Source organism: Duodenibacillus massiliensis (genome assembly GCF_928721995.1).
Classification (GTDB): Bacteria; Pseudomonadota; Gammaproteobacteria; order Burkholderiales; family Burkholderiaceae_F; genus Duodenibacillus; species Duodenibacillus massiliensis.
This window is the reverse complement of record NZ_OV788642.1, coordinates 1,489,122-1,506,686: the sequence shown is the minus strand read 5'-3', so window position 1 is coordinate 1,506,686 and position 17,565 is coordinate 1,489,122. Positions and strand designations below refer to the sequence as shown.

Here is a 17,565-nt window from a genome sequence, read left to right as displayed (position 1 = left end):
GCTGCCCGCGCCTGCGCGCAGCCCGTGAGCGCTTGTTCCCAAGGGCGTTGCGAAGGATCTCAGAGAGCCTTTACAACGCCCTTTTCTGTTGCCGTCCAACCAAAGGCAACATCATGGGGCTCCGAGGCAAAGGCATCCGTTAAAAGTGCTTCATACCCGACCGCAACGGCCTGCGGCGCCGCAGCACGCACCTGCGGCAGCATCAGATACCGGTCGAAAAAACCCTTGCCGTTACCGAGCCTGAAGCCCCGACGGTTAAAAGCAACGCAGGGCGAAAAAATCACATCCGGAAAAACTTCCGCGGTCTCCCCGGGCTCCGCAATCCCATAGACATTCTTTCTGAGTTCCCCCGCCGGCGACCAAAGGGCATAGTGCATCTCTGAGCGCTCGGCCGAATCAATCACGGGCAGTGCCGCGGACTGTGCCCGCCCGCAGCTCAGAGCCGCAACCACAGCCGGCGTTATATCCGGCTCGCCGCGAAAAGGTGCATAAAAACCGATGCACCGGAAATATTTGTCCGACAGCCAAAGGCTCACGGCCCGGCAAAGTGCCTCAGACGTCTGCGGGTCGTTTTCAGTAATACCCCGACGTACGGCAAGAAAGTGTTTCCTTAAAAGACTTTTTTCCATCCCCGCTCCCGATCGCAAGCGCTGCGCGGGTATTATTGGGCGGATTCACAGGTACGGCAACTCTTTGTTCGGATGAGAAGTCAATGGCTGTTTTTTCTACTTTCAGGCTCCTTGCTGCCGGTATTGCCGCTGCTGCCGCTCTGACTTCACACGTCCTGCCGGCGCGGGAACTTCTCACGCCCGCCGTAGCCGCTTACGATGAGCTTGCGCCGGATCTCACTGAGCCTGAAGACACCACGCTTTCCGAGGGTGCGGTCACGATTCCGGTTCCTCTGCCTGAAGAAGGTTCCGTCACAATCTCGCAGGCAGCGCCAAATACGCCGCCCGCAGCTCACACCCCGGCAGTTGCTCCCGTGACGCCCGCGCAGGCGGCCGCATCCGTCAAAATCCCGTCCGGGCCGCTTGTAACAGACTCCCTTTTTACGGATGCCTACCGGGCCTACCGTAAAGGAAATCTTGACGAACTTCTCAGACTGCAGCCGCAGCTCACAGGCCACCCGCTTGCCTCCTACGTTGATCTTTGGGTGCTGCTTTTAAATGCACAGGCAAACCCGAAGGATCAGGAAACCGTCCGGCAACTTGACCGCTTTATCTCCACCCGCCAAAACGATTATGTTGCGGAACGCGCCCGTGCCGACTGGGCACGGATTGCCGCCAAAAACGACGATGCCCGGCTTTTTTACCGCCTCTACAAAAAACTGGAATGGAACCGTGAAGAGCCGGATCTTGTCTGCAGCAAGGCCCGTTTTGACCTGAAGACCGGCGACAGAAAAAAGACCGCGGCACTTGCCGCCGCCCGTACGACGCTCCGGGACACGCCGCTTGCGGCTGACCCCGCCTGTGTGCGCCTTCGGAACGACTATCTGGCGCTGCGCCCCAAAGATGCCTGGCCTCAGCTTCTGGTCCTTTTACAGCAAAAACGCTTTCAGCCCGCGCGTGACATCATTGCCCGCTACAGCCGGCAGCTTCCTGCCGCCCGCGGCACACTGCTTGCCGTTCTGAATAACCCGTCCAAGTGGTACCGGAACAATAAAAACCGGCTCGCGCGCCAAAAGGCCGCGGTTTTGCTGTTTGCCGGACTGCGTCTGGCAGGGACTGATCCTGAAGCGGCAGCCCGCATTGCCTCAACCGCTCAGAAAAAACTTTCGCAGTCCCGGGCTGCGCTTTTGTGGAGCCGCGTTGCCTATGAATCCGCCCTGGATCTGGAAGACAACGCACCGCGCTGGTACAGAAAAGCCGGCCGCAAACCGGGCAGTGCCCCCGATACGGTCGGCCAAAGCAATATTCTGCTCTGGCAGGCGCGTACCGCTTTACGTACCGGCAACTGGCACAGCGTCAGAAGGGCTGTTGAAGAGCTGCCCGCGTCAATCCGAAACACCAATGACTGGCTCTACTGGAAGGCCCGTGCTCTGGAAAAAACAGGGCAGCCGCGCACGGCACAGTCTCTGATGCAGAAAGTGAGCCGCACCAACGGCTTTTACGGACTTCTTGCCCGGGATGCGCTCAAAAAGAGCTATTACGACGCCCATGATGCCGGAACTCCGGTTCCTGCCGATGCAGCGGTCTTTGGGCGCTTTGCTTCCGATCCTTCCGTTCTTCGTGCGCTGCGCTTTTATGAGCTCGGTCTCACCATGGAAGGCAACCGCGAATGGAACTGGGCTTTAAGAAAAATGGACAAGTCCGAGCGGCTGCTCTTTGCCGGATTTGCCGAGTCCCTTGCACTGACACACCGTCAGATCAACACCTCGGAGAGCACCCGCACTTTTGTTTTTGAACAGCAGTACCCGCGGCCGCACCGGGAAGAAATCGAATCAGCTGCCCGCAATGCAGGTCTTGAACCCGAATGGATTTTCGGCCTGATCCGGCAGGAATCCCGCTTTCTGCGCATGGCCGAAAGCACCGTCGGCGCGCGGGGGCTGATGCAGGTGATGCCGAGAACCGCCCGCTGGGTTGCCAGGCAAAAAGCCCTGCAGAATTTTGAAGACGGCAAACTCACCGATCTTGCCACCAATCTCACCATCGGCTGCGAATACCTCAGACTGGTTGCCGATGCTTTCTCCGGCAGCAAGCCCCTTGCCACGGCGGCCTACAACGCCGGTCCTTCGCGGGCCGTAAGCTGGAGAGCAAAACTCGATCATCGGACGGAAGGGGCTGTTTTTGTCGAAACCATTCCGTTTAATGAGACCAGAAACTATGTCAAACTGGTTCTGGCCAATACGATGCACTACGCGTTTTATTACAAAAAAAGCAACAAAACGACACTGTCGGACGTGCTCGGAGACATTGATCCGAAAGCGGAACAACCCGTCTTTCTGCCGTAACGACAGATTTCTCACAGTATTTCCCGCATTCCTCCCGGGGCTTGAGCCCCGGGAGGAATGCGGGCTTTCGAAATTTTTTAATGGAGAAGAACTCATACAAAGCATTTCAGAGAGCCGGATACGGCAAGAGTTTGGGCAAAAGCGGTATTGCAGGATTGATAACCCGGATGACAAGTAAGGCTGAAAGCGCCGGCTGTTGTGTGGTGAAAGTCAGTCCCCGGAAACTGCGCCCGAGTCAGCACGATCCCGAAACGGGAACATACCGGAAGAAAGCTCTTTGGGAGAGAAGTCATCAGTTGGGAGATACGGACTGGTACATGGACCGCGACCTTGCGGCCGCCATGAACCCGTATTTTGCGGATCCCGCCACTGACAGCTACGATCTGAAGGCTGAGCAATCAGCGCTTGCGAGGCTCAAACAAGTCTCAGGGAACGCCGGATCGATAGTGCAGTACAAACCAGCGAATCGGCAAGACGAAGCAGTCCTTCGCCGGAACCTACGGATCGAGCTGATGAAGCCCGTACCCGTAGAGCGGTTGCGTTTTAAATGTTCCTGTGGTGCAGGGGACGCCCGGGCAGACAAGGCCTCAAAAACCTTGCCTGTTGCGGGAAAGCCTGCACTGTGTCAGGAAACCCCGCGCTTTCAAGCGCGGGTTGTTTAGAGGGACTAAAAAAAGGGAGGCATTAAAAATGCGCGTTTTCAACAACATCACCGGTCTGATCGGACACACGCCGCTTGTGGAAATCAACCGCTTCACCGAAAAACTCGGTCTAAAGGCACGAATTCTCGTCAAGCTCGAACTCTTTAACCCTGCCGGCAGCGTCAAGGACCGTATTGCGCTTTCGATGATCGAAGATGCCGAGAAAAAAGGACTTCTCAAACCCGGCAGCGTCATCATTGAACCCACAAGCGGCAACACCGGCATCGGTCTGGCAAGCATTGCCGCGAGCAAAGGTTACCGTGCCGTTTTTACGATGCCTGAAACCATGAGCGCGGAACGTCGCAAACTGCTGCAGGCCTACGGCGCTGAAATCGTTCTCACCGAAGGTGCCAAGGGCATGAAAGGCGCCATTGCCAAGGCGGAAGAGCTGGCGCGTCAGACCCCGGGGAGCTTTATTCCGGGCCAGTTCGTCAACCCCGCCAACCCCGAAGCGCACGTGCGCACAACAGGCCCCGAAATCTGGGACGACACCGACGGTAAAGTCGACATCTTTGTGGCCGGTGTCGGTACCGGCGGCACCGTGACCGGCACGGGCCGCTATCTGAAGTCCAAAAATCCGGCCGTCCGCGTGGTGGCTGTTGAACCGGCCGCCTCACCCGTGCTCACGCAGGGCAAGGCCGGCCCGCACGCCATTCAGGGGATCGGCGCCGGGTTCGTGCCGGAAGTGCTTGACACCAAGATCTACGATGAGGTGATTGACGTCACCAACGAAGACGCTCTTGCCACCGGCCGGGAAATCGCGCGCAAGGAAGGCTTCCTTGTGGGTATCAGCTCCGGCGCTGCGCTTTTTGCCGCCGTTGAGCTCGCACGCCGCCCTGAAAATGCCGGCAAACTCATTGTGGCCCTGCTGCCCGATAACGGTGACCGTTATCTTTCCACGAAACTCTTTGAGTAATCAGTGACGCAAACCGCTTTGTCTGCGCCGCGCTTTCACAGACGGAGCAGACAAAACCAAGGGTTATCACCTAATTTTCATGTGCTCTGCAATGCTGATTTACGGGTAACTTATAAGGATCATCGGAAATTGCGCCCGAAGCCGCGCAGCTTTTTTGTCTGTGCCGGTTTCGCTCACTGTTCATCGAAAGTTCGTAAATGACCAATTCTGTAAATTCTGACGCACGCCTGGAACAACTGAAGAAATGCAGCACGCTGAGTGAATTCGTGCCGTTGCGGGCTAAAACCCATCCGGACATGATCGCCCTGCGGCAGTACGACCGCGCAAAAAGCGCCTGGACTGAAGTGAGCTACAAAGAACTCCAGGACCGCATTACGGCATGGCGCAGAAGTTTTTCATCCCTTGAACTGAACAGAGGCGCGCGCGTTGCCATCCTTCTGAATAATTCAGTCGATGCGGTTTTATCCGACCAGGCCGTGATGGCCGATGCGCTCATCCCCGTGCCGCTGCACGCAATTGATACGCCTGCGTCGTCAGCCTACATCATCGCCGACAGCGGTGCCTCCTGCTTTGTCACCAACAAGCTCGAGCGCTGGAATCTGATCAAATCCGCCGGCATTGAAATGCCCGGGCTCAAATTCGTGGTGCTCACGGAAGAGACGCTGGAACCCCGCAGCATTGACGGCGTTGAAATCTCCGGCCTTGCCGCCTGGCTCAAACGCGGTGAGTCCGTCAGAGACCTTCCCCGGTCGCCGCAAGCCGAAGAGCTTGCAGCCATTGTCTACACCTCCGGCACCACGGGCAAACCCAAGGGCGTGATGCTGACGCATCACAACATTGTGACCAACGTCATTGCCACACTTGATCACATCAAGCCGATGCCTCCGGCCGGATTCAAGTTTCTTTCTTTCCTGCCGCTGTCACACACGTTTGAAAGAACCTGCGGTTATTACCTTGCGCTCGGCATGGCCTGTACGGTGACCTACAACCGTTCGATCATGCTTTTAAGCGAAGATCTCAAGATCGTTAAGCCCGATGTACTGATCTCCGTACCCCGCATTTACGAACGCATCTATGCCCGCATCAACGACAAGCTTTCGAAAGCGCCCTCCTATGCGCGCTGGCTTTTCAACACCGCTGTTGCCGTAGGCTGGCGCCGCTTCTGCCGTGCCAACAAAATGAAGCCCGAGGCAAGCGCCTGGTCATTTCTTGACCCGGTGACCGGTCCTCTTCTGGACAAACTGGTTTCAGCAAAAATCCGCGAACAGTTCGGCGGCAACCTCAAAATTGCCATCTCCGGCGGTGCGTCCATCAGCCACAAAGTTGCCCGGACATTCTGCGCGCTGGGTCTTGCGCCGATTCAAGGCTACGGGATGACTGAAGCCTCCCCCATCATTGCAGGCAACAGCCTGACACTTAACCAGCCCGATACGGTGGGCATTCCCATCGGGACGGAAATCCGCCTTGCCGAGCAGACCCGTGAAATTCAGGTCCGGGGACCTTCCGTCATGAAGGGTTACTGGAACCGCCCGGAAGACACGGCCCGCACCTTTACCGAGGACGGGTGGCTCAAGACCGGCGATATCGGTGAGTACAACGAGACGGGATTGCTCCGTATCCGCGGCCGCATCAAGGAAATCATCGTCACCAGTACCGGCGAAAAGATTCCTCCTGTGGATCTGGAACTTGCGATTGAAACGGATCCGATTTTTGCTCAGACCTATGTGGTGGGTGATGACCGGCCGTTTATCAGCCTTGTGACGGTTCTTAACCCCGACGAGTGGAAGAAACTCGCGGCAACTCTGAACCTCAATCCCGAGGATCCGGAATCCCTGAAAACAACGGCTGTGCGAAACGCACTGCTGCGCCGCGCAAAAGCCGCCGCAAGTGACTTCCCGCACTATGCTCTGCCGCGAAACGTCACGGCTGAGCTTGAGCCCTGGACCATTGAAAACGGGCTGCTTACGCCGACTCTGAAATTAAAGCGCGCACCGCTTCACAAGAAGTTTGCCGAACAGATTGAAGCGATGTACGCATCCCACAAATAATCAGGCAGGCTTAACAAAATCCGCTGTACCGAAAGACTCAAATAAGGGTGCCTCATTACAATGGCACCCTCGTTTTTTCCGTAATGTCCGGACTGTAACCGCAGACCCGGCACTTTTCCGGACCACTGACCGTTGCTTTTTTAATTCAGAACCATGACAGAGAGCACTTACCGCCCCGTCGGCAAACTGATGCCTGACTGGATGATCAACTGTACTGAACGCATCATGCAGTACTACATTGACCGCTATCTCAACTGTGACCCTGTCATTCTGGACCGGCCGCCTGCTCCGCAGGAGGGACACCAGTATCTGCTCTACGCGCACATTCCGTTCTGTAAGACGCTGTGCACCTACTGCACCTTCCACCGCTTCCTTTTCAAGGAACCCAAGGCCCGTGAATACTTTGTGAATCTGCGCAAAGAGATGGACTACGTGAAAGCCCTGGGCTACGACTTTCAGAGCATGTATATCGGCGGCGGCACGACAACGATCATTGAAGACGAGCTCATCAAAACAATTGAGCACGCCCGCACGCTTTTCCCGGGAATCAAAGAAATTTCCTGCGAAACAGACCCGGCGCAGATTGCCACGCCCACTTTCCGGCGGCTTAAAGGCTATGTGGACCGCATGAGTATCGGGGTGCAGAGTTTTGACGACTCGATCCTCAAGCTCACGGACCGCTACGACAAGTTCGGTTCGGGCGCACAGATTTACGAGCGCCTCGGCGAAGCCCTGGAACTGTTTCCGACCACCAACGTCGACATGATGTTCGGTTTCCGCGGTCAGAGCCTGGAGATGCTGCAGCGTGACATGGATCTGCTCGTCAAACTCAATCCCCGCCAGATCACAACGTACCCGCTGATGGTGACCTCTCAGACCCGAAAGAGCGTCAAAGGCACCATCGCCGCGCCCGGCAACGAACTTGCCGAACAGTACCGCATCATCATGAATACGCTCGGGGGCAACTACCGGCAGCTCACGAGTTGGACCTTCGGCCGCACCCACGACGAGGGCTTTGATGAGTACGTGGTGGATCACGATGAGTATCTCGGCGTCGGCTCCGGCGCCTTTTCCTTCCTCGGCTCCAACCTCTACGTAAACACCTTCAGTCTGCGCCGCTACGGGGAGCGCATTGCCAAGGGGCAGACCGGAGTGGAGCGTCAGCGCTACTTCAACAAGCACGCCGTTTTACAGTACCGCCTGATGCTCGGCATCTTCTCGGCACGTCTGTCACGGCGTTACTTCCGGGAAGTGCACGGCGTCAACCTCGACCGGACGCTCTTTAAGGAAATGGCAGGCCTTAAACTGATCGGCGCCATTAAGGACGACCCCAACGACCCCGACAACATCATCGTGACCGAGCGCGGCAAATTCCTGGGTCTGGTGATGATGAAGGCGTTTTACTCCGGCATGGACAACGTCCGCGCTGAACTGAGAAAACCGCTCAAGGAAATCGACATGTAAGGCTGACGGGAAATCCCGTCAAATTGTCAGCACACAGGGGCTTTTTTGACAGAAGGCAACTTTTTGTCAAAAAGGCCCCTGTTTTTTCCGTGCATTTTCACCCGAGTACCTCCGAGTACTCCTTTAGAACTAGCAACAAGTACCTGCATTACCTTAAAATTACCTTGCGTTTAAAAGGAAATATATCCTGCTGATAGAGAATTGAATGCAGCTGTGCCCAGGTACGGAGCGTGGGGCACGGCTGATTTTGTTCCTTGAACTCAGATAAAGCACACGCAATTTTTGCTTTCGAGCAAGACCCAAAAGTAATCAGGAGACCCGTCAAAATGACAGGAAAAACAATCAAAATCAAGACCTTTGCCCCGCAGCCCGGCTGCCGCGGCGAAAATGGTCCGGATTTTGTCGGTACGCTGCGCAAGGGTGAACTGCGCGGTGTTATCAAGATCAACGAGGATTTGTGCGAAGCCTGCGACACCTGCCGCAAGGTCTGCCCGGTTGACGCCATTGACGGCGGCATCGGTGCCAAGCACAAGATCAATGACCAGAAGTGCCTTTCCTGCGGTCAGTGCCTCATTTCCTGCCCGTTCAATGCCATCGAACAGATGAGCTTCGTGGACGAAGTGGAAAAGATGCTCGCCGATCCGTCTCTCGTTGTTGTGGCGCATCCCTCGCCTGCTGTCCGCGTTTCCATCGCCGAAGAATTCGGCGCCGAAGCCGGCACCCTCTCCACGGACCAGTTCTTCAATGCGCTTGAAAAGCTCGGCTTCCGTACCTACGACGTGAACAACTCTGCCGACCAGACCATCATGGAAGAAGGCACGGAGTTCGTGAAGAAGATCCAGTACTGGGTGCTCGGCAAGCGCGGCCCCGAACTGGAACGCGCCTCGCACCATCCGCTGCCGCACTTCACCTCCTGCTGCCCGGCCTGGGTCCGCGAGATGGAAATCATGGCGGCCGACATGATGCCGCACGTCTCCACCGCCAAGTCCCCGATCGGCATGGGCGGCGTTCTCGCCAAGGTTTGGGGCAGTGAACACCTCTACAAGACCGATCCCCGCAACGTCCGCGTTGTGGCGGTGACCCCCTGCACGGCAAAGATTCAGGAAGCAAGCCGTCCGGAACTGTCCTCTGCCTGGGAGTTCCTGCGTAAGGAAGGCCGCATTCCGACCGATACTCCGCGCTTCCCGGACGTTGATGCCGTCATCACGGCCCGTGAAATTGCGGAACTGTTCCGCCGCAAGGGCATCAATCCGCTGGAAATGCCCAAGGAACGCACCCGCAAGGATCTCGATATCTACACCGGCGCCGGCACGATTTTCGGTTGCTCCGGCGGCGTGATGGAAGCGGCACTGCGTACCGCCTACCGCGCTCTGATCGGCAAGGATCTCGACAACGCCGACATCATCCCGGTGCGCGGTCTCGACAATTCTTACGTTGAAGCCACGATCAAGCTGCCCCTGCCTGAGCTCGGCGGCAAGACCTTTGACCTGCGCGTCTGCGTGGTTAACGGCTCCAACCAGGCTCTCAAACGCGTTCTGGACACTGTGCGTTCCGACCCCAACCGCTGGCACTTCATTGAAGTCATGAACTGCCCGGGCGGCTGCGTCAACGGCGGCGGTCAGCCTGTGCAACCCGTCGGAACCGGCTGGCTCAATCCCCTGTTCCCCCTGTCTGCCAGTGTCTACCCGATTGAAAGGATTTAATGATGTCCCGTACTTTCCAATACACCGAACGTCCCTGCGGCGTTGTTCTCGGCCGTCGCGGCCTCATCAAGGTTGTCGGCGTCTGTGCGGTCGTAGCCGGTGCCACCGGCTGGGGCGTTGTCGAACTGCTTGCCAACCGCAACTGCATTTTGCTGGCCCGTCAGGCCGGCCTTTATAAGGACGACAAACTCTGCCAGAAGCAGCAGCTCACCAGTTCGCACGACAACCCCACGGTCCGCCGCATCTACAAAGACTTCTCGGCTTCTCCGATGGACGACAAAATGTACAGCCTGCTGCACACGCATTTCTCGCAGCGTTCACTGCTGGCACTTCAGCACTAATCAGGAGAATACGTCATGTCTGAAAACAACAATGCCCGCATTCTTCGCTTCCACCTTCCCGACAAGGTGTTCCACTCGATGAATGCCATCCTGTGGTTTGCTCTGGTCATCACCGGCGCCATCGTGTACCTGTGTGATCTGGATGCTTCCACCGGCGAAATGCTGATGACCTGGCATATCGGCCTCGGCATCGCCTTTACGTTCTGCCTGTTCGGCTACATCTTCTTTGCGCCGGACCGCTTTGCCATGATGATGCATGCCTGCATGACATGGGATAAGAACACGATCCTCTGGTTCCGCAACTTCGGCGGTTACCCGCGTCGTTTCTTCCACATTCCGCTCGGACCCGTGGAAGTGCCACCGCAGGGCCGCTACAACGGCGGTCAGAAGGCCTCTTATCTGCTTTTCATGGCTTCTATTTACATTCTGATCGTCACCGGCTGGCTGCTGTGGATCTTCGCTCCGGCCATCGGCAAGGAAATGTTTGTGACGTTCTTCTACGTGCACGTGTGGGGTTCGCTCTTTATCACGCTGCTCGTGGTCTGCGCTCACATTCCGCTTGCCCTGCTGTCGATGTCTCACTTCCTCGGCATCTGGCGTATCGGTGCGGGCGACATCAGCTGGGAAGCTGCTGAACATCATGCGCCGACCTGGCTTGAAAAGGATGTTGTCAGAACGAATATCGAAAAGTAATCTGATTCCGGTCTGATCATCTGAAACGCCCGAAGGACTTCTGCCTTCGGGCGTTTTTCTTATCCGCAGCTTGTGGAAGTTTCTAAAATCCGTGGTGTGACACACAACCGGACTTTCTGCAAATGCCTGCTGAACTTAATATTCCTACACGGCTTGAAACACCCAAGGGACTGCGTATCCATATCGGTCTTTTCGGGCGCCGCAACGCCGGTAAATCCTCCCTGATCAATGCGCTGACGAATCAGCAGATTGCCATTGTCAGTGACGTTCCCGGCACCACCACGGACCCCGTGGAAAAAGCCTGTGAACTCGCCCCCGTCGGTCCTGTTGTTTTCATCGATACCGCCGGTATCGATGACGTCGGTAAGCTCGGACACTTAAGAACCGACCGCACGATGTCGGTTTTAGGCTGGATGGACCTTGCGCTCATTGTCTGCGATGCGGCCGGTATCACAGACTATGAAAAAGAACTTTTCCGGATTGTCACCGCCAACAAAACGCCGGCCATTGTGGTGCTCAACAAAACGGATCTGCATGCGCCGGAAGCGCCGGTCATCAGCACCATCAAGAGTTTTAATCTGCCGTTTGTGAGCGTTTCGGCTTCTGAGCACATCGGCATTGACACATTGCGCTCGGCCATCATCCGCACGATTCAGGAAGAGACGGAGCCGGACCGCCCGATGATGGAAGGGTTAATCAGCCCGGGCGACACCGTTCTCATGGTGACCCCCATCGATACCGGGGCACCCAAGGGCCGGATGATTCTGCCGCAGGTTCAGGCAATCCGCGAAACGCTTGACAGTGACGCCCTCTGCCTCACCGTGCGTGAAAACCGCGTTGCGCAGGCAATCAGTCAGCAGACCGTGCCGCCCAAGTTTGTCATTACCGACAGTCAGGCCGTGGAAAAGGTCTGCGCCGCCACACCGAAAACCATCCCGGTGACAACCTTCTCCATTCAGATGGCTTACTGTAAGTCTGACCTTGTGGAAATGGCTCGCGGCGCCGCCATGATCGGCTTTTTAAAGCCCGGCGACAAAGTCATGATCTGCGAGACCTGCTCGCACCATCCGCAGCCTGATGATATCGGCCGCAAAAAACTGCCCCGGTGGCTTGAAAAAACCGTGGGAGGAAAACTCGACATCGAAGTGGTGGTCGGCAAGGACTTCCCCGCGGATCTCACGCCCTACAAGCTCATTTTGCAATGCGGAGGCTGTGTGGTCACGCGGCGCCATATGCTCTCGCGGGTACGCGCCGCCGTTGCGCAGAACGTCCCCATGACCAACTACGGTGTGGCCATCAGTTATCTGCAGGGTGTTTTGGAAAGAGCGCTTGAGCTGCATCCGGCCGCTTACGCCGCATTCCGGGAAGCGCAGGAAAATCTGAAAACCAAGGGCAGCATCCGCTGACGGTCAACAGAGTCCGGCGACGGCCTGTGCTGTCGCCGGAAACGGCGCGTCAAAGCTGTTGGCCTGAGCCCACTGTCCGATCGGCTCACCTTCGTTATACCCGCAGGCAACAAGGCGCACGGTCATCTTTGCACTGCGTGCCGCAAGCGCATCGTTGCGGGAGTCTCCGACCATCACACAATCCGCGGCAGACGCCCCGAGCGCCGCGGCCGCAGCCAGGAGCATATCGGGTGCCGGTTTCGGCGTATGCCCGTCATCTCCGGCCACAACCACATCAAAAAGCGGAGCAAGGCCCTTGTCTGCCAAAAGCGAGAGCGTCATTGCCCGGCTCTTGTTGGTGACAAGCGCGGTCTTAATGCCTTTGGATCGCAAAGCCCCGAGCGCTTCAGCAACGCCCGGAAACACCCGGGTCTTCCCGTTACCGGTTTTCAGGCACTGCGCAATGTAGTCTTTAACAGCCGCGTCAAACGATGCCCCGGCAAGTCTCACCTGCCGGCAGGCAAACGCCTTTTGCAGCAGTACCCGGACGCCCTTACCCACCATGTCGGAGACTTCTTTTTCCGTAAAAGGCGCCTTACCGAGCGCTGCGAGATAGGCGTTTAAGCTGCAGGTGAGCGTCGGCAGCGAATCCACCAGCGTCCCGTCCAGATCAAACAACACGGCCCTTGTCTGCATCGCACTGCCTCCGGCTAAAACGTGATGCGCATGTCGTACCAGACGGCGCCGCCGTGCACGGAGGCTGAAAGCCCGCAGTTCTTAAATCCGAAGCGCGCGTAGTAGTGAATCAGCGCTTCCTTACAGGTGAGAATCACACCGCGGCGTCCCTCACTGCGAGCCTGTGCAATGATCTGTTCAATAAGCCGCCCGGCAAAACCGCGCCTGCGGTACTGCGGCAGAACATTCAGCCCGAAAATCGCCTGCCAGGCGCCCGAGGGCACATGCAGTGACGCATCGGCAAACATCTCGTCATCAATCACGTCACTGTCGGTGACCATGCCGTCAATAAACCCGACGGGCTTACCCTGGTAAAAGAAAATCCAGAAGTGATCAGCATAAGCGGCAAGTCTTGCGGCAAACTGCTCCCGCGTCGCGGCTTCCGCGGCAGGGAAACACTCGGCCTCAATGGCCGTCACCAAATCAAGGTCCTCAAGCGTTGCCTGACGGATTGTGATGTCGTTGTCCATGAAGTCACTCCCTCTTACTCAAACTTCTGTCCCTGCTCGCGGGTTGTCAGAAACTGCACCTGCGGCCAGTGCTTCTGGGTGGTCATCAGGTTATATACCGAGGTTGCCATGTAGCAGAGATTGCCCTCACAATCCCGGGCCAGCCGTGCCGACTGCTCGTCAATGAAGTCTTTCTTTGTCTGCTCGTCCGGAAACACCAGCCAACGGGCCGTGGACACATCGGTCGCCTCATAAATGGCATCAACCTTGTACTCCGTCTTTAAGCGTTCCGCGACGATTTCAAACTGCAGCTGACCGACGGCACCGAGCATCAGATTGCCGAATTCACCTTCAAAGACCTGAATAGCGCCTTCTTCACCCAGTTCCTTTAAACCCTGATGCAGCTGCTTGCCCTTTAAGGGGTCGCGGGCACGGGCCGAGCGAAAGAGTTCCGGCGCAAAGTAAGGAATTCCGGTAAAGCCGAGTGTTTCCCCTTCGGTGAGCGTGTCACCGATATGCAGCTGCCCGTGGTTGTAAATACCGATGATGTCACCGGCATAGGCCGCATCCATATGCACGCGTTCATTGGCCATAAAGGTGAGCGCATTGGCAATCTTCATCTCACGGTCTTCGCGGATATGGCGCACCTTCATGCCGGGGCTGTAGCAGCCCGAGCAGACACGGAAAAAGGCAATACGGTCGCGGTGGCGCGGATCCATATTGGCCTGAATCTTGAAGACAAAACCTGTGAAGGGCTCTTCCGTGGGCTCAACCCGGCGTACGCCGCCGTCACGGGGCTGGGGCGAAGGCGCCCACTGCACCAGGGCCTGAAGCACATCCTCAACACCGAAGTTATTCACACCGGAACCGAAAAAGACGGGGCTCTGATCACCGGAGAGAAACTTATTGAGGTCAAAGGGGTCGCTTGCGCCCTGAACGAGTTCAATGGACTCTCTGACGTAGGGCATTTCCATCGGAAACAGTGCGTCAAGTCTCGGATTATCGAGCCCCTCAATATTTTCCGATTCCGTTGCCACCTTTTCCGTACCCGGCGCAAAGCGGTGCAGGCGGTTGTGCAGCAGAGAAAAAACGCCCCGGAACGTCTTGCCCATGCCGATGGGCCAGGTAATGGGCACGCACTGCAGCTTTAAAACATCCTCAATTTCACCGAGCAGATCGAGGGGATCGCGGACTTCGCGGTCGAGCTTATTGATGAAGGTGATGATCGGGGTCTTTCTCAGACGGCAGACATTGAGAAGCTTGATGGTCTGCGCTTCCACGCCCTTTGCCGCATCAATTACCATCACAGCGGCATCCACAGCTGTAAGAACACGGTAGGTGTCTTCGGAAAAGTCTTCGTGCCCCGGGGTATCAAGCAAATTAATGATGTGATCCTGATACTCAAACTGCATCACGGAACTGGTGACCGAAATACCGCGCTGCTTTTCCACTTCCATCCAGTCACTCGTGGCATGACGGGCGGCCTTGCGGCCCTTGACGGCACCGGCGAGCTGAATGGCGCCGCCGAAAAGCAGGAGCTTTTCGGTCAGTGTTGTTTTACCAGCGTCAGGGTGCGAAATAATGGCAAACGTACGGCGACGCTTGACCTCGCGGAGAATGGCTTGCTTGGACATCCGTAATGTATTCCGGTGAAAAATTCTCAGGCCGTCCCGTAAAAAAACATAAAGCGCTTCGACTCACATATTCCCGGACCGGGAAATGAGGTTAAGAACTCTGAACGTACGGGGAAAACGGCAGGCGGCGTATTTTCCCGCATTTTGGCTGTCCGTGCCAAACAAAAAGCGGTCTGATGCGGCAGTTTTCCTTTTTCTTTCACCTACAATTCCGAAAACCGTTCGAACGGTTCGGACCGGTCGAAAAAACAAAAGAACAATTCTCGGATAATCAAAGGGGCATCATGAGTTACTTCCCGCAGTGGCGCTTAAAAACAGACGGCATCATCGGACCCGATGAAAGACTTCCCTCCGGCCAGATGGTCGCTTTGGGTATTCAGCACGTCGTGGCAATGTTCGGTTCCACCATCCTGGCTCCGCTGCTGATGGGGTTTGACCCGAACGTGGCCGTCCTCATGAGCGGTATCGGCACGATTCTCTTCTTTCTGATCGTAGGCGGCCACGTCCCGAGTTACCTCGGTTCCTCCTTTGCCTTTATCGGCGTCGTGATCGCCGCAACGGGTTACGTTGCCGGAAGCGGCGCCAACGCCAATATTCCGCTGGCTTTGGGCGGCATCATTACCTGCGGCATCATCTATGCCGTTGTGGGCCTGATCGTCATGTGGACGGGCGTCGCCTGGATTGAAAAGCTCATGCCTCCGGTTGTGACGGGTGCCGTTGTGGCGGTCATCGGTCTGAACCTGGCTCCCACAGCCGTGCGCAGCGTGGGAGGCACGGACTTTGACCACTGGATGGCGCTTCTCACGGTGCTCTGCGTGGGCGGCGTTGCCGTCTATACGAGGGGCCTGCTGCAAAAGCTCCTCATTCTGGCCGGCCTTGTGCTCGCCTACTTCATCTACATGATCCTTTCCAACGGCCTGGGCCTTGGCAAACCCATTGATTTCAGCATCATTGCCAACGCTGCCTGGATCGGTCTGCCGCAGTTTCACGCTCCGGTCTTCTCGGTGGACGCCATGTTTCTGATTGCTCCGGTCGTGATCATTCTGATTGCCGAGAACCTCGGCCACGTCAAAGCCGTCACGGCAATGACCGGCAAAAACCTCGATCCGTACATGGGCCGTGCCTTTCTCGGTGACGGCCTTGCAACGATCCTCGCTGGCAGTGTGGGCGGCACGGGTGTGACGACTTACGGTGAAAACATCGGTGTTATGGCCGCAAACCGCGTTTATTCCACGCTGCTTTTTGTGATTGCCGCATGCTTTGCCATCCTGCTGGGTTTCTCCCCCAAGTTCGGCGCCGTCATTCAGACGATTCCGCAGCCGATTCTGGGCGGCACTTCCATCGTGGTCTTCGGTCTGATTGCCATTGCAGGTGCCCGTATCTGGGTTGTCAACCAGGTCGATTTCGGCGACAACCGCAACCTCATTGTGGCAGCCGTGACGCTCATTCTGGGCGGCGGTGACTTTTCGCTCAACCTCTTCGGCTTTACCTTCGGCGGTATCGGTACGGCAACGTTCGGTGCCATCATTCTTAATGCCGTAATGAGCCGGTCACGCCGGTAGTTTTTCTTTACGGGCAGGAAGCTGCGGCTGCCTGCCCTTTACGTTTACTGCAGTAGCTTTTTATGTTTTCCCAGTCTTTGTGGGCCCTCGCTGCAGCCGCGCTCTTTTCCCTGATGGCGACCTTCATCAAAATGAGCGCAGGACACTTCGGCACGTTTGAGCTGGTGTTTTACCGGTCGCTTTTCGGCGTGTTTTTTATTGCGTCCTACGTCTGGATGCACGGCCTCACCTTAAAAACCGTGCATGTCTTCGGACACATCAAACGCTCGGTACTGGGAACGCTTTCGGTGGCGGTCTGGTTCTTTTCGCTCGGCCTTTTACCGTTAAGCACCAACATCACGCTGACCTACACAACACCGCTATTCATGGCGGTAAATATCATCGTGCTCGCTTTTTTACGGCACAAAAAGGCACCCTGGACATTGTCGGTTGCGATTGTTGCGGGTTTTATGGGGGTTCTCATCACGCTGCAGCCGAGTTTCGGCAAGGAAACGCTTCTGCCGGGACTGCTCTGCCTTTCCGTTGCGCTTATTGACCTTGTCACCTACTGGCAGATCAAAGAGCTCGGAGAGATGCACGAACCCTCCTGGCGCATCGTTTTTTATTTCACAGTGTTCGGTACCGTCTTCGGCCTGATCGGCACGCTGCTGACAACCGGGTTTCATGCCATTACGACGGAGTCGGGGCTACTGCTTGCCGGCATCGGCGTCTGCGCCACACTTGCGCAGCTTTGCACAACGCGCTCTTATGCCTCAGGCAATATGCTTCTTTCATCCTGCCTGGGCTTTTCCTCCATCCCGTTTTCAGCGGTATTAAGCTGCCTCTTTTTCTCGGATTCGATTTCACTGACGATGGCCTGCGGCATGAGCCTCATTGTGGCGGCCGGCATCCTGGCCACGGTTTCCGTCAAGCGTCGGGAAGCTCAGGAAAAACGGGAAAAAGAAAACGCCGCCTCAGCGCAGAGCCGATGAGCATCTCTGCGCC

At 56.7% G+C, this 17,565-nt stretch carries 15 protein-coding genes; 11 read left to right on the top strand and 4 right to left on the bottom strand.

The features are described from left to right. Positions 1-59: 59 nt before the first annotated feature. Positions 60-629 carry a 5-formyltetrahydrofolate cyclo-ligase gene (locus tag NXF97_RS06905; protein ID WP_274955536.1) on the bottom strand — a complete coding sequence of 190 codons (570 nt, stop codon included), beginning with the start codon at positions 627-629 and terminating at the stop codon, positions 60-62. A gap of 83 nt (positions 630-712) precedes the next feature. On the opposite strand from NXF97_RS06905, the gene NXF97_RS06900 reads away from it, so the two are divergent. The 9 genes from NXF97_RS06900 to hydF all read left to right on the top strand — a co-directional run bounded on the left by NXF97_RS06900 (position 713) and on the right by hydF (position 12,222). Continuing rightward, the gene (locus NXF97_RS06900; protein WP_274955535.1) at positions 713-2,950 is read left to right on the top strand and encodes a lytic transglycosylase domain-containing protein; all 2,238 of its coding nucleotides are present in this window, start codon (positions 713-715) and stop codon (positions 2,948-2,950) included. Positions 2,951-3,030: 80 nt separating this feature from the next. Then, a complete protein-coding gene (locus NXF97_RS06895; RefSeq protein ID WP_274955534.1) occupies positions 3,031-3,612 on the top strand; it encodes a hypothetical protein in 582 nt (193 codons plus the stop codon). A 28-nt stretch (positions 3,613-3,640) separates the two neighbouring features. Then, positions 3,641-4,567 carry a cysteine synthase A gene (gene cysK, locus NXF97_RS06890; RefSeq protein WP_022372323.1) on the top strand — a complete coding sequence of 309 codons (927 nt, stop codon included), beginning with the start codon at positions 3,641-3,643 and terminating at the stop codon, positions 4,565-4,567. A gap of 197 nt (positions 4,568-4,764) precedes the next feature. After that, positions 4,765-6,615, top strand: a complete 1,851-nt coding sequence (locus NXF97_RS06885) for an AMP-dependent synthetase/ligase (protein ID WP_274955533.1) — start codon at positions 4,765-4,767, stop codon at positions 6,613-6,615. 153 nt (positions 6,616-6,768) lie between these two features. Next, positions 6,769-8,079 carry a coproporphyrinogen III oxidase family protein gene (locus NXF97_RS06880; protein WP_022372325.1) on the top strand — a complete coding sequence of 437 codons (1,311 nt, stop codon included), beginning with the start codon at positions 6,769-6,771 and terminating at the stop codon, positions 8,077-8,079. 326 nt (positions 8,080-8,405) lie between these two features. Continuing rightward, on the top strand, positions 8,406-9,782 hold the full coding sequence (locus NXF97_RS06875) for a [Fe-Fe] hydrogenase large subunit C-terminal domain-containing protein (protein ID WP_022372326.1): 1,377 nt from the start codon (positions 8,406-8,408) through the stop codon (positions 9,780-9,782). A gap of 2 nt (positions 9,783-9,784) precedes the next feature. After that, positions 9,785-10,123 carry an iron hydrogenase small subunit gene (locus NXF97_RS06870; protein WP_274955532.1) on the top strand — a complete coding sequence of 113 codons (339 nt, stop codon included), beginning with the start codon at positions 9,785-9,787 and terminating at the stop codon, positions 10,121-10,123. A 15-nt stretch (positions 10,124-10,138) separates the two neighbouring features. Next, on the top strand, positions 10,139-10,816 hold the full coding sequence (locus tag NXF97_RS06865) for a cytochrome b/b6 domain-containing protein (RefSeq protein ID WP_022372328.1): 678 nt from the start codon (positions 10,139-10,141) through the stop codon (positions 10,814-10,816). Positions 10,817-10,938: 122 nt separating this feature from the next. Next, positions 10,939-12,222, top strand: coding sequence for a [FeFe] hydrogenase H-cluster maturation GTPase HydF (hydF, locus tag NXF97_RS06860; RefSeq protein WP_074008558.1), 1,284 nt, complete (start codon positions 10,939-10,941; stop codon positions 12,220-12,222). A gap of 3 nt (positions 12,223-12,225) precedes the next feature. Here the strand turns inward: hydF and NXF97_RS06855 are convergent, their stop codons facing one another. From NXF97_RS06855 to NXF97_RS06845, 3 genes are read right to left on the bottom strand one after another with little or no spacing between them, the layout of a single operon-like run. Next, positions 12,226-12,897: an HAD-IA family hydrolase gene (locus NXF97_RS06855; RefSeq protein ID WP_274955531.1), complete on the bottom strand. Its 672-nt coding sequence runs from the start codon at positions 12,895-12,897 to the stop codon at positions 12,226-12,228. 14 nt (positions 12,898-12,911) lie between these two features. Next, positions 12,912-13,406 (bottom strand): GNAT family N-acetyltransferase, encoded by a 495-nt coding sequence (locus tag NXF97_RS06850; RefSeq protein ID WP_022372331.1) that lies wholly within the window; start codon positions 13,404-13,406, stop codon positions 12,912-12,914. Between the two features lie 14 nt (positions 13,407-13,420). Continuing rightward, a complete protein-coding gene (locus tag NXF97_RS06845; protein ID WP_022372332.1) occupies positions 13,421-15,019 on the bottom strand; it encodes a peptide chain release factor 3 in 1,599 nt (532 codons plus the stop codon). Positions 15,020-15,303: 284 nt separating this feature from the next. Here NXF97_RS06845 and NXF97_RS06840 point away from each other — a divergent pair, with 284 nt between their 5' ends. Then, on the top strand, positions 15,304-16,581 hold the full coding sequence (locus NXF97_RS06840) for a solute carrier family 23 protein (protein ID WP_022372333.1): 1,278 nt from the start codon (positions 15,304-15,306) through the stop codon (positions 16,579-16,581). A 62-nt stretch (positions 16,582-16,643) separates the two neighbouring features. Next, positions 16,644-17,552, top strand: a complete 909-nt coding sequence (locus NXF97_RS06835; protein ID WP_274955530.1) for a DMT family transporter — start codon at positions 16,644-16,646, stop codon at positions 17,550-17,552. Positions 17,553-17,565 lie beyond the last annotated feature (13 nt).

Excerpts from the sequence above, each read along its gene's own strand:
- hydF (WP_074008558.1), top strand. The coding sequence starts at position 10,939 with ATGCCTGCTGAACTTAATATTCCTACACGGCTTGAAACACCCAAGGGA.
- NXF97_RS06840 (WP_022372333.1), top strand. The coding sequence starts at position 15,304 with ATGAGTTACTTCCCGCAGTGGCGCTTAAAAACAGACGGCATCATCGGA.
- NXF97_RS06855 (WP_274955531.1), bottom strand. The coding sequence starts at position 12,897 with ATGCAGACAAGGGCCGTGTTGTTTGATCTGGACGGGACGCTGGTGGAT.
- NXF97_RS06865 (WP_022372328.1), top strand. The coding sequence starts at position 10,139 with ATGTCTGAAAACAACAATGCCCGCATTCTTCGCTTCCACCTTCCCGAC.
- NXF97_RS06905 (WP_274955536.1), bottom strand. The coding sequence starts at position 629 with ATGGAAAAAAGTCTTTTAAGGAAACACTTTCTTGCCGTACGTCGGGGT.
- NXF97_RS06880 (WP_022372325.1), top strand. The coding sequence starts at position 6,769 with ATGACAGAGAGCACTTACCGCCCCGTCGGCAAACTGATGCCTGACTGG.
- NXF97_RS06900 (WP_274955535.1), top strand. The coding sequence starts at position 713 with ATGGCTGTTTTTTCTACTTTCAGGCTCCTTGCTGCCGGTATTGCCGCT.
- cysK (WP_022372323.1), top strand. The coding sequence starts at position 3,641 with ATGCGCGTTTTCAACAACATCACCGGTCTGATCGGACACACGCCGCTT.
- NXF97_RS06850 (WP_022372331.1), bottom strand. The coding sequence starts at position 13,406 with ATGGACAACGACATCACAATCCGTCAGGCAACGCTTGAGGACCTTGAT.
- NXF97_RS06870 (WP_274955532.1), top strand. The coding sequence starts at position 9,785 with ATGTCCCGTACTTTCCAATACACCGAACGTCCCTGCGGCGTTGTTCTC.
- NXF97_RS06835 (WP_274955530.1), top strand. The coding sequence starts at position 16,644 with ATGTTTTCCCAGTCTTTGTGGGCCCTCGCTGCAGCCGCGCTCTTTTCC.
- NXF97_RS06845 (WP_022372332.1), bottom strand. The coding sequence starts at position 15,019 with ATGTCCAAGCAAGCCATTCTCCGCGAGGTCAAGCGTCGCCGTACGTTT.
- NXF97_RS06875 (WP_022372326.1), top strand. The coding sequence starts at position 8,406 with ATGACAGGAAAAACAATCAAAATCAAGACCTTTGCCCCGCAGCCCGGC.
- NXF97_RS06885 (WP_274955533.1), top strand. The coding sequence starts at position 4,765 with ATGACCAATTCTGTAAATTCTGACGCACGCCTGGAACAACTGAAGAAA.
- NXF97_RS06895 (WP_274955534.1), top strand. The coding sequence starts at position 3,031 with ATGGAGAAGAACTCATACAAAGCATTTCAGAGAGCCGGATACGGCAAG.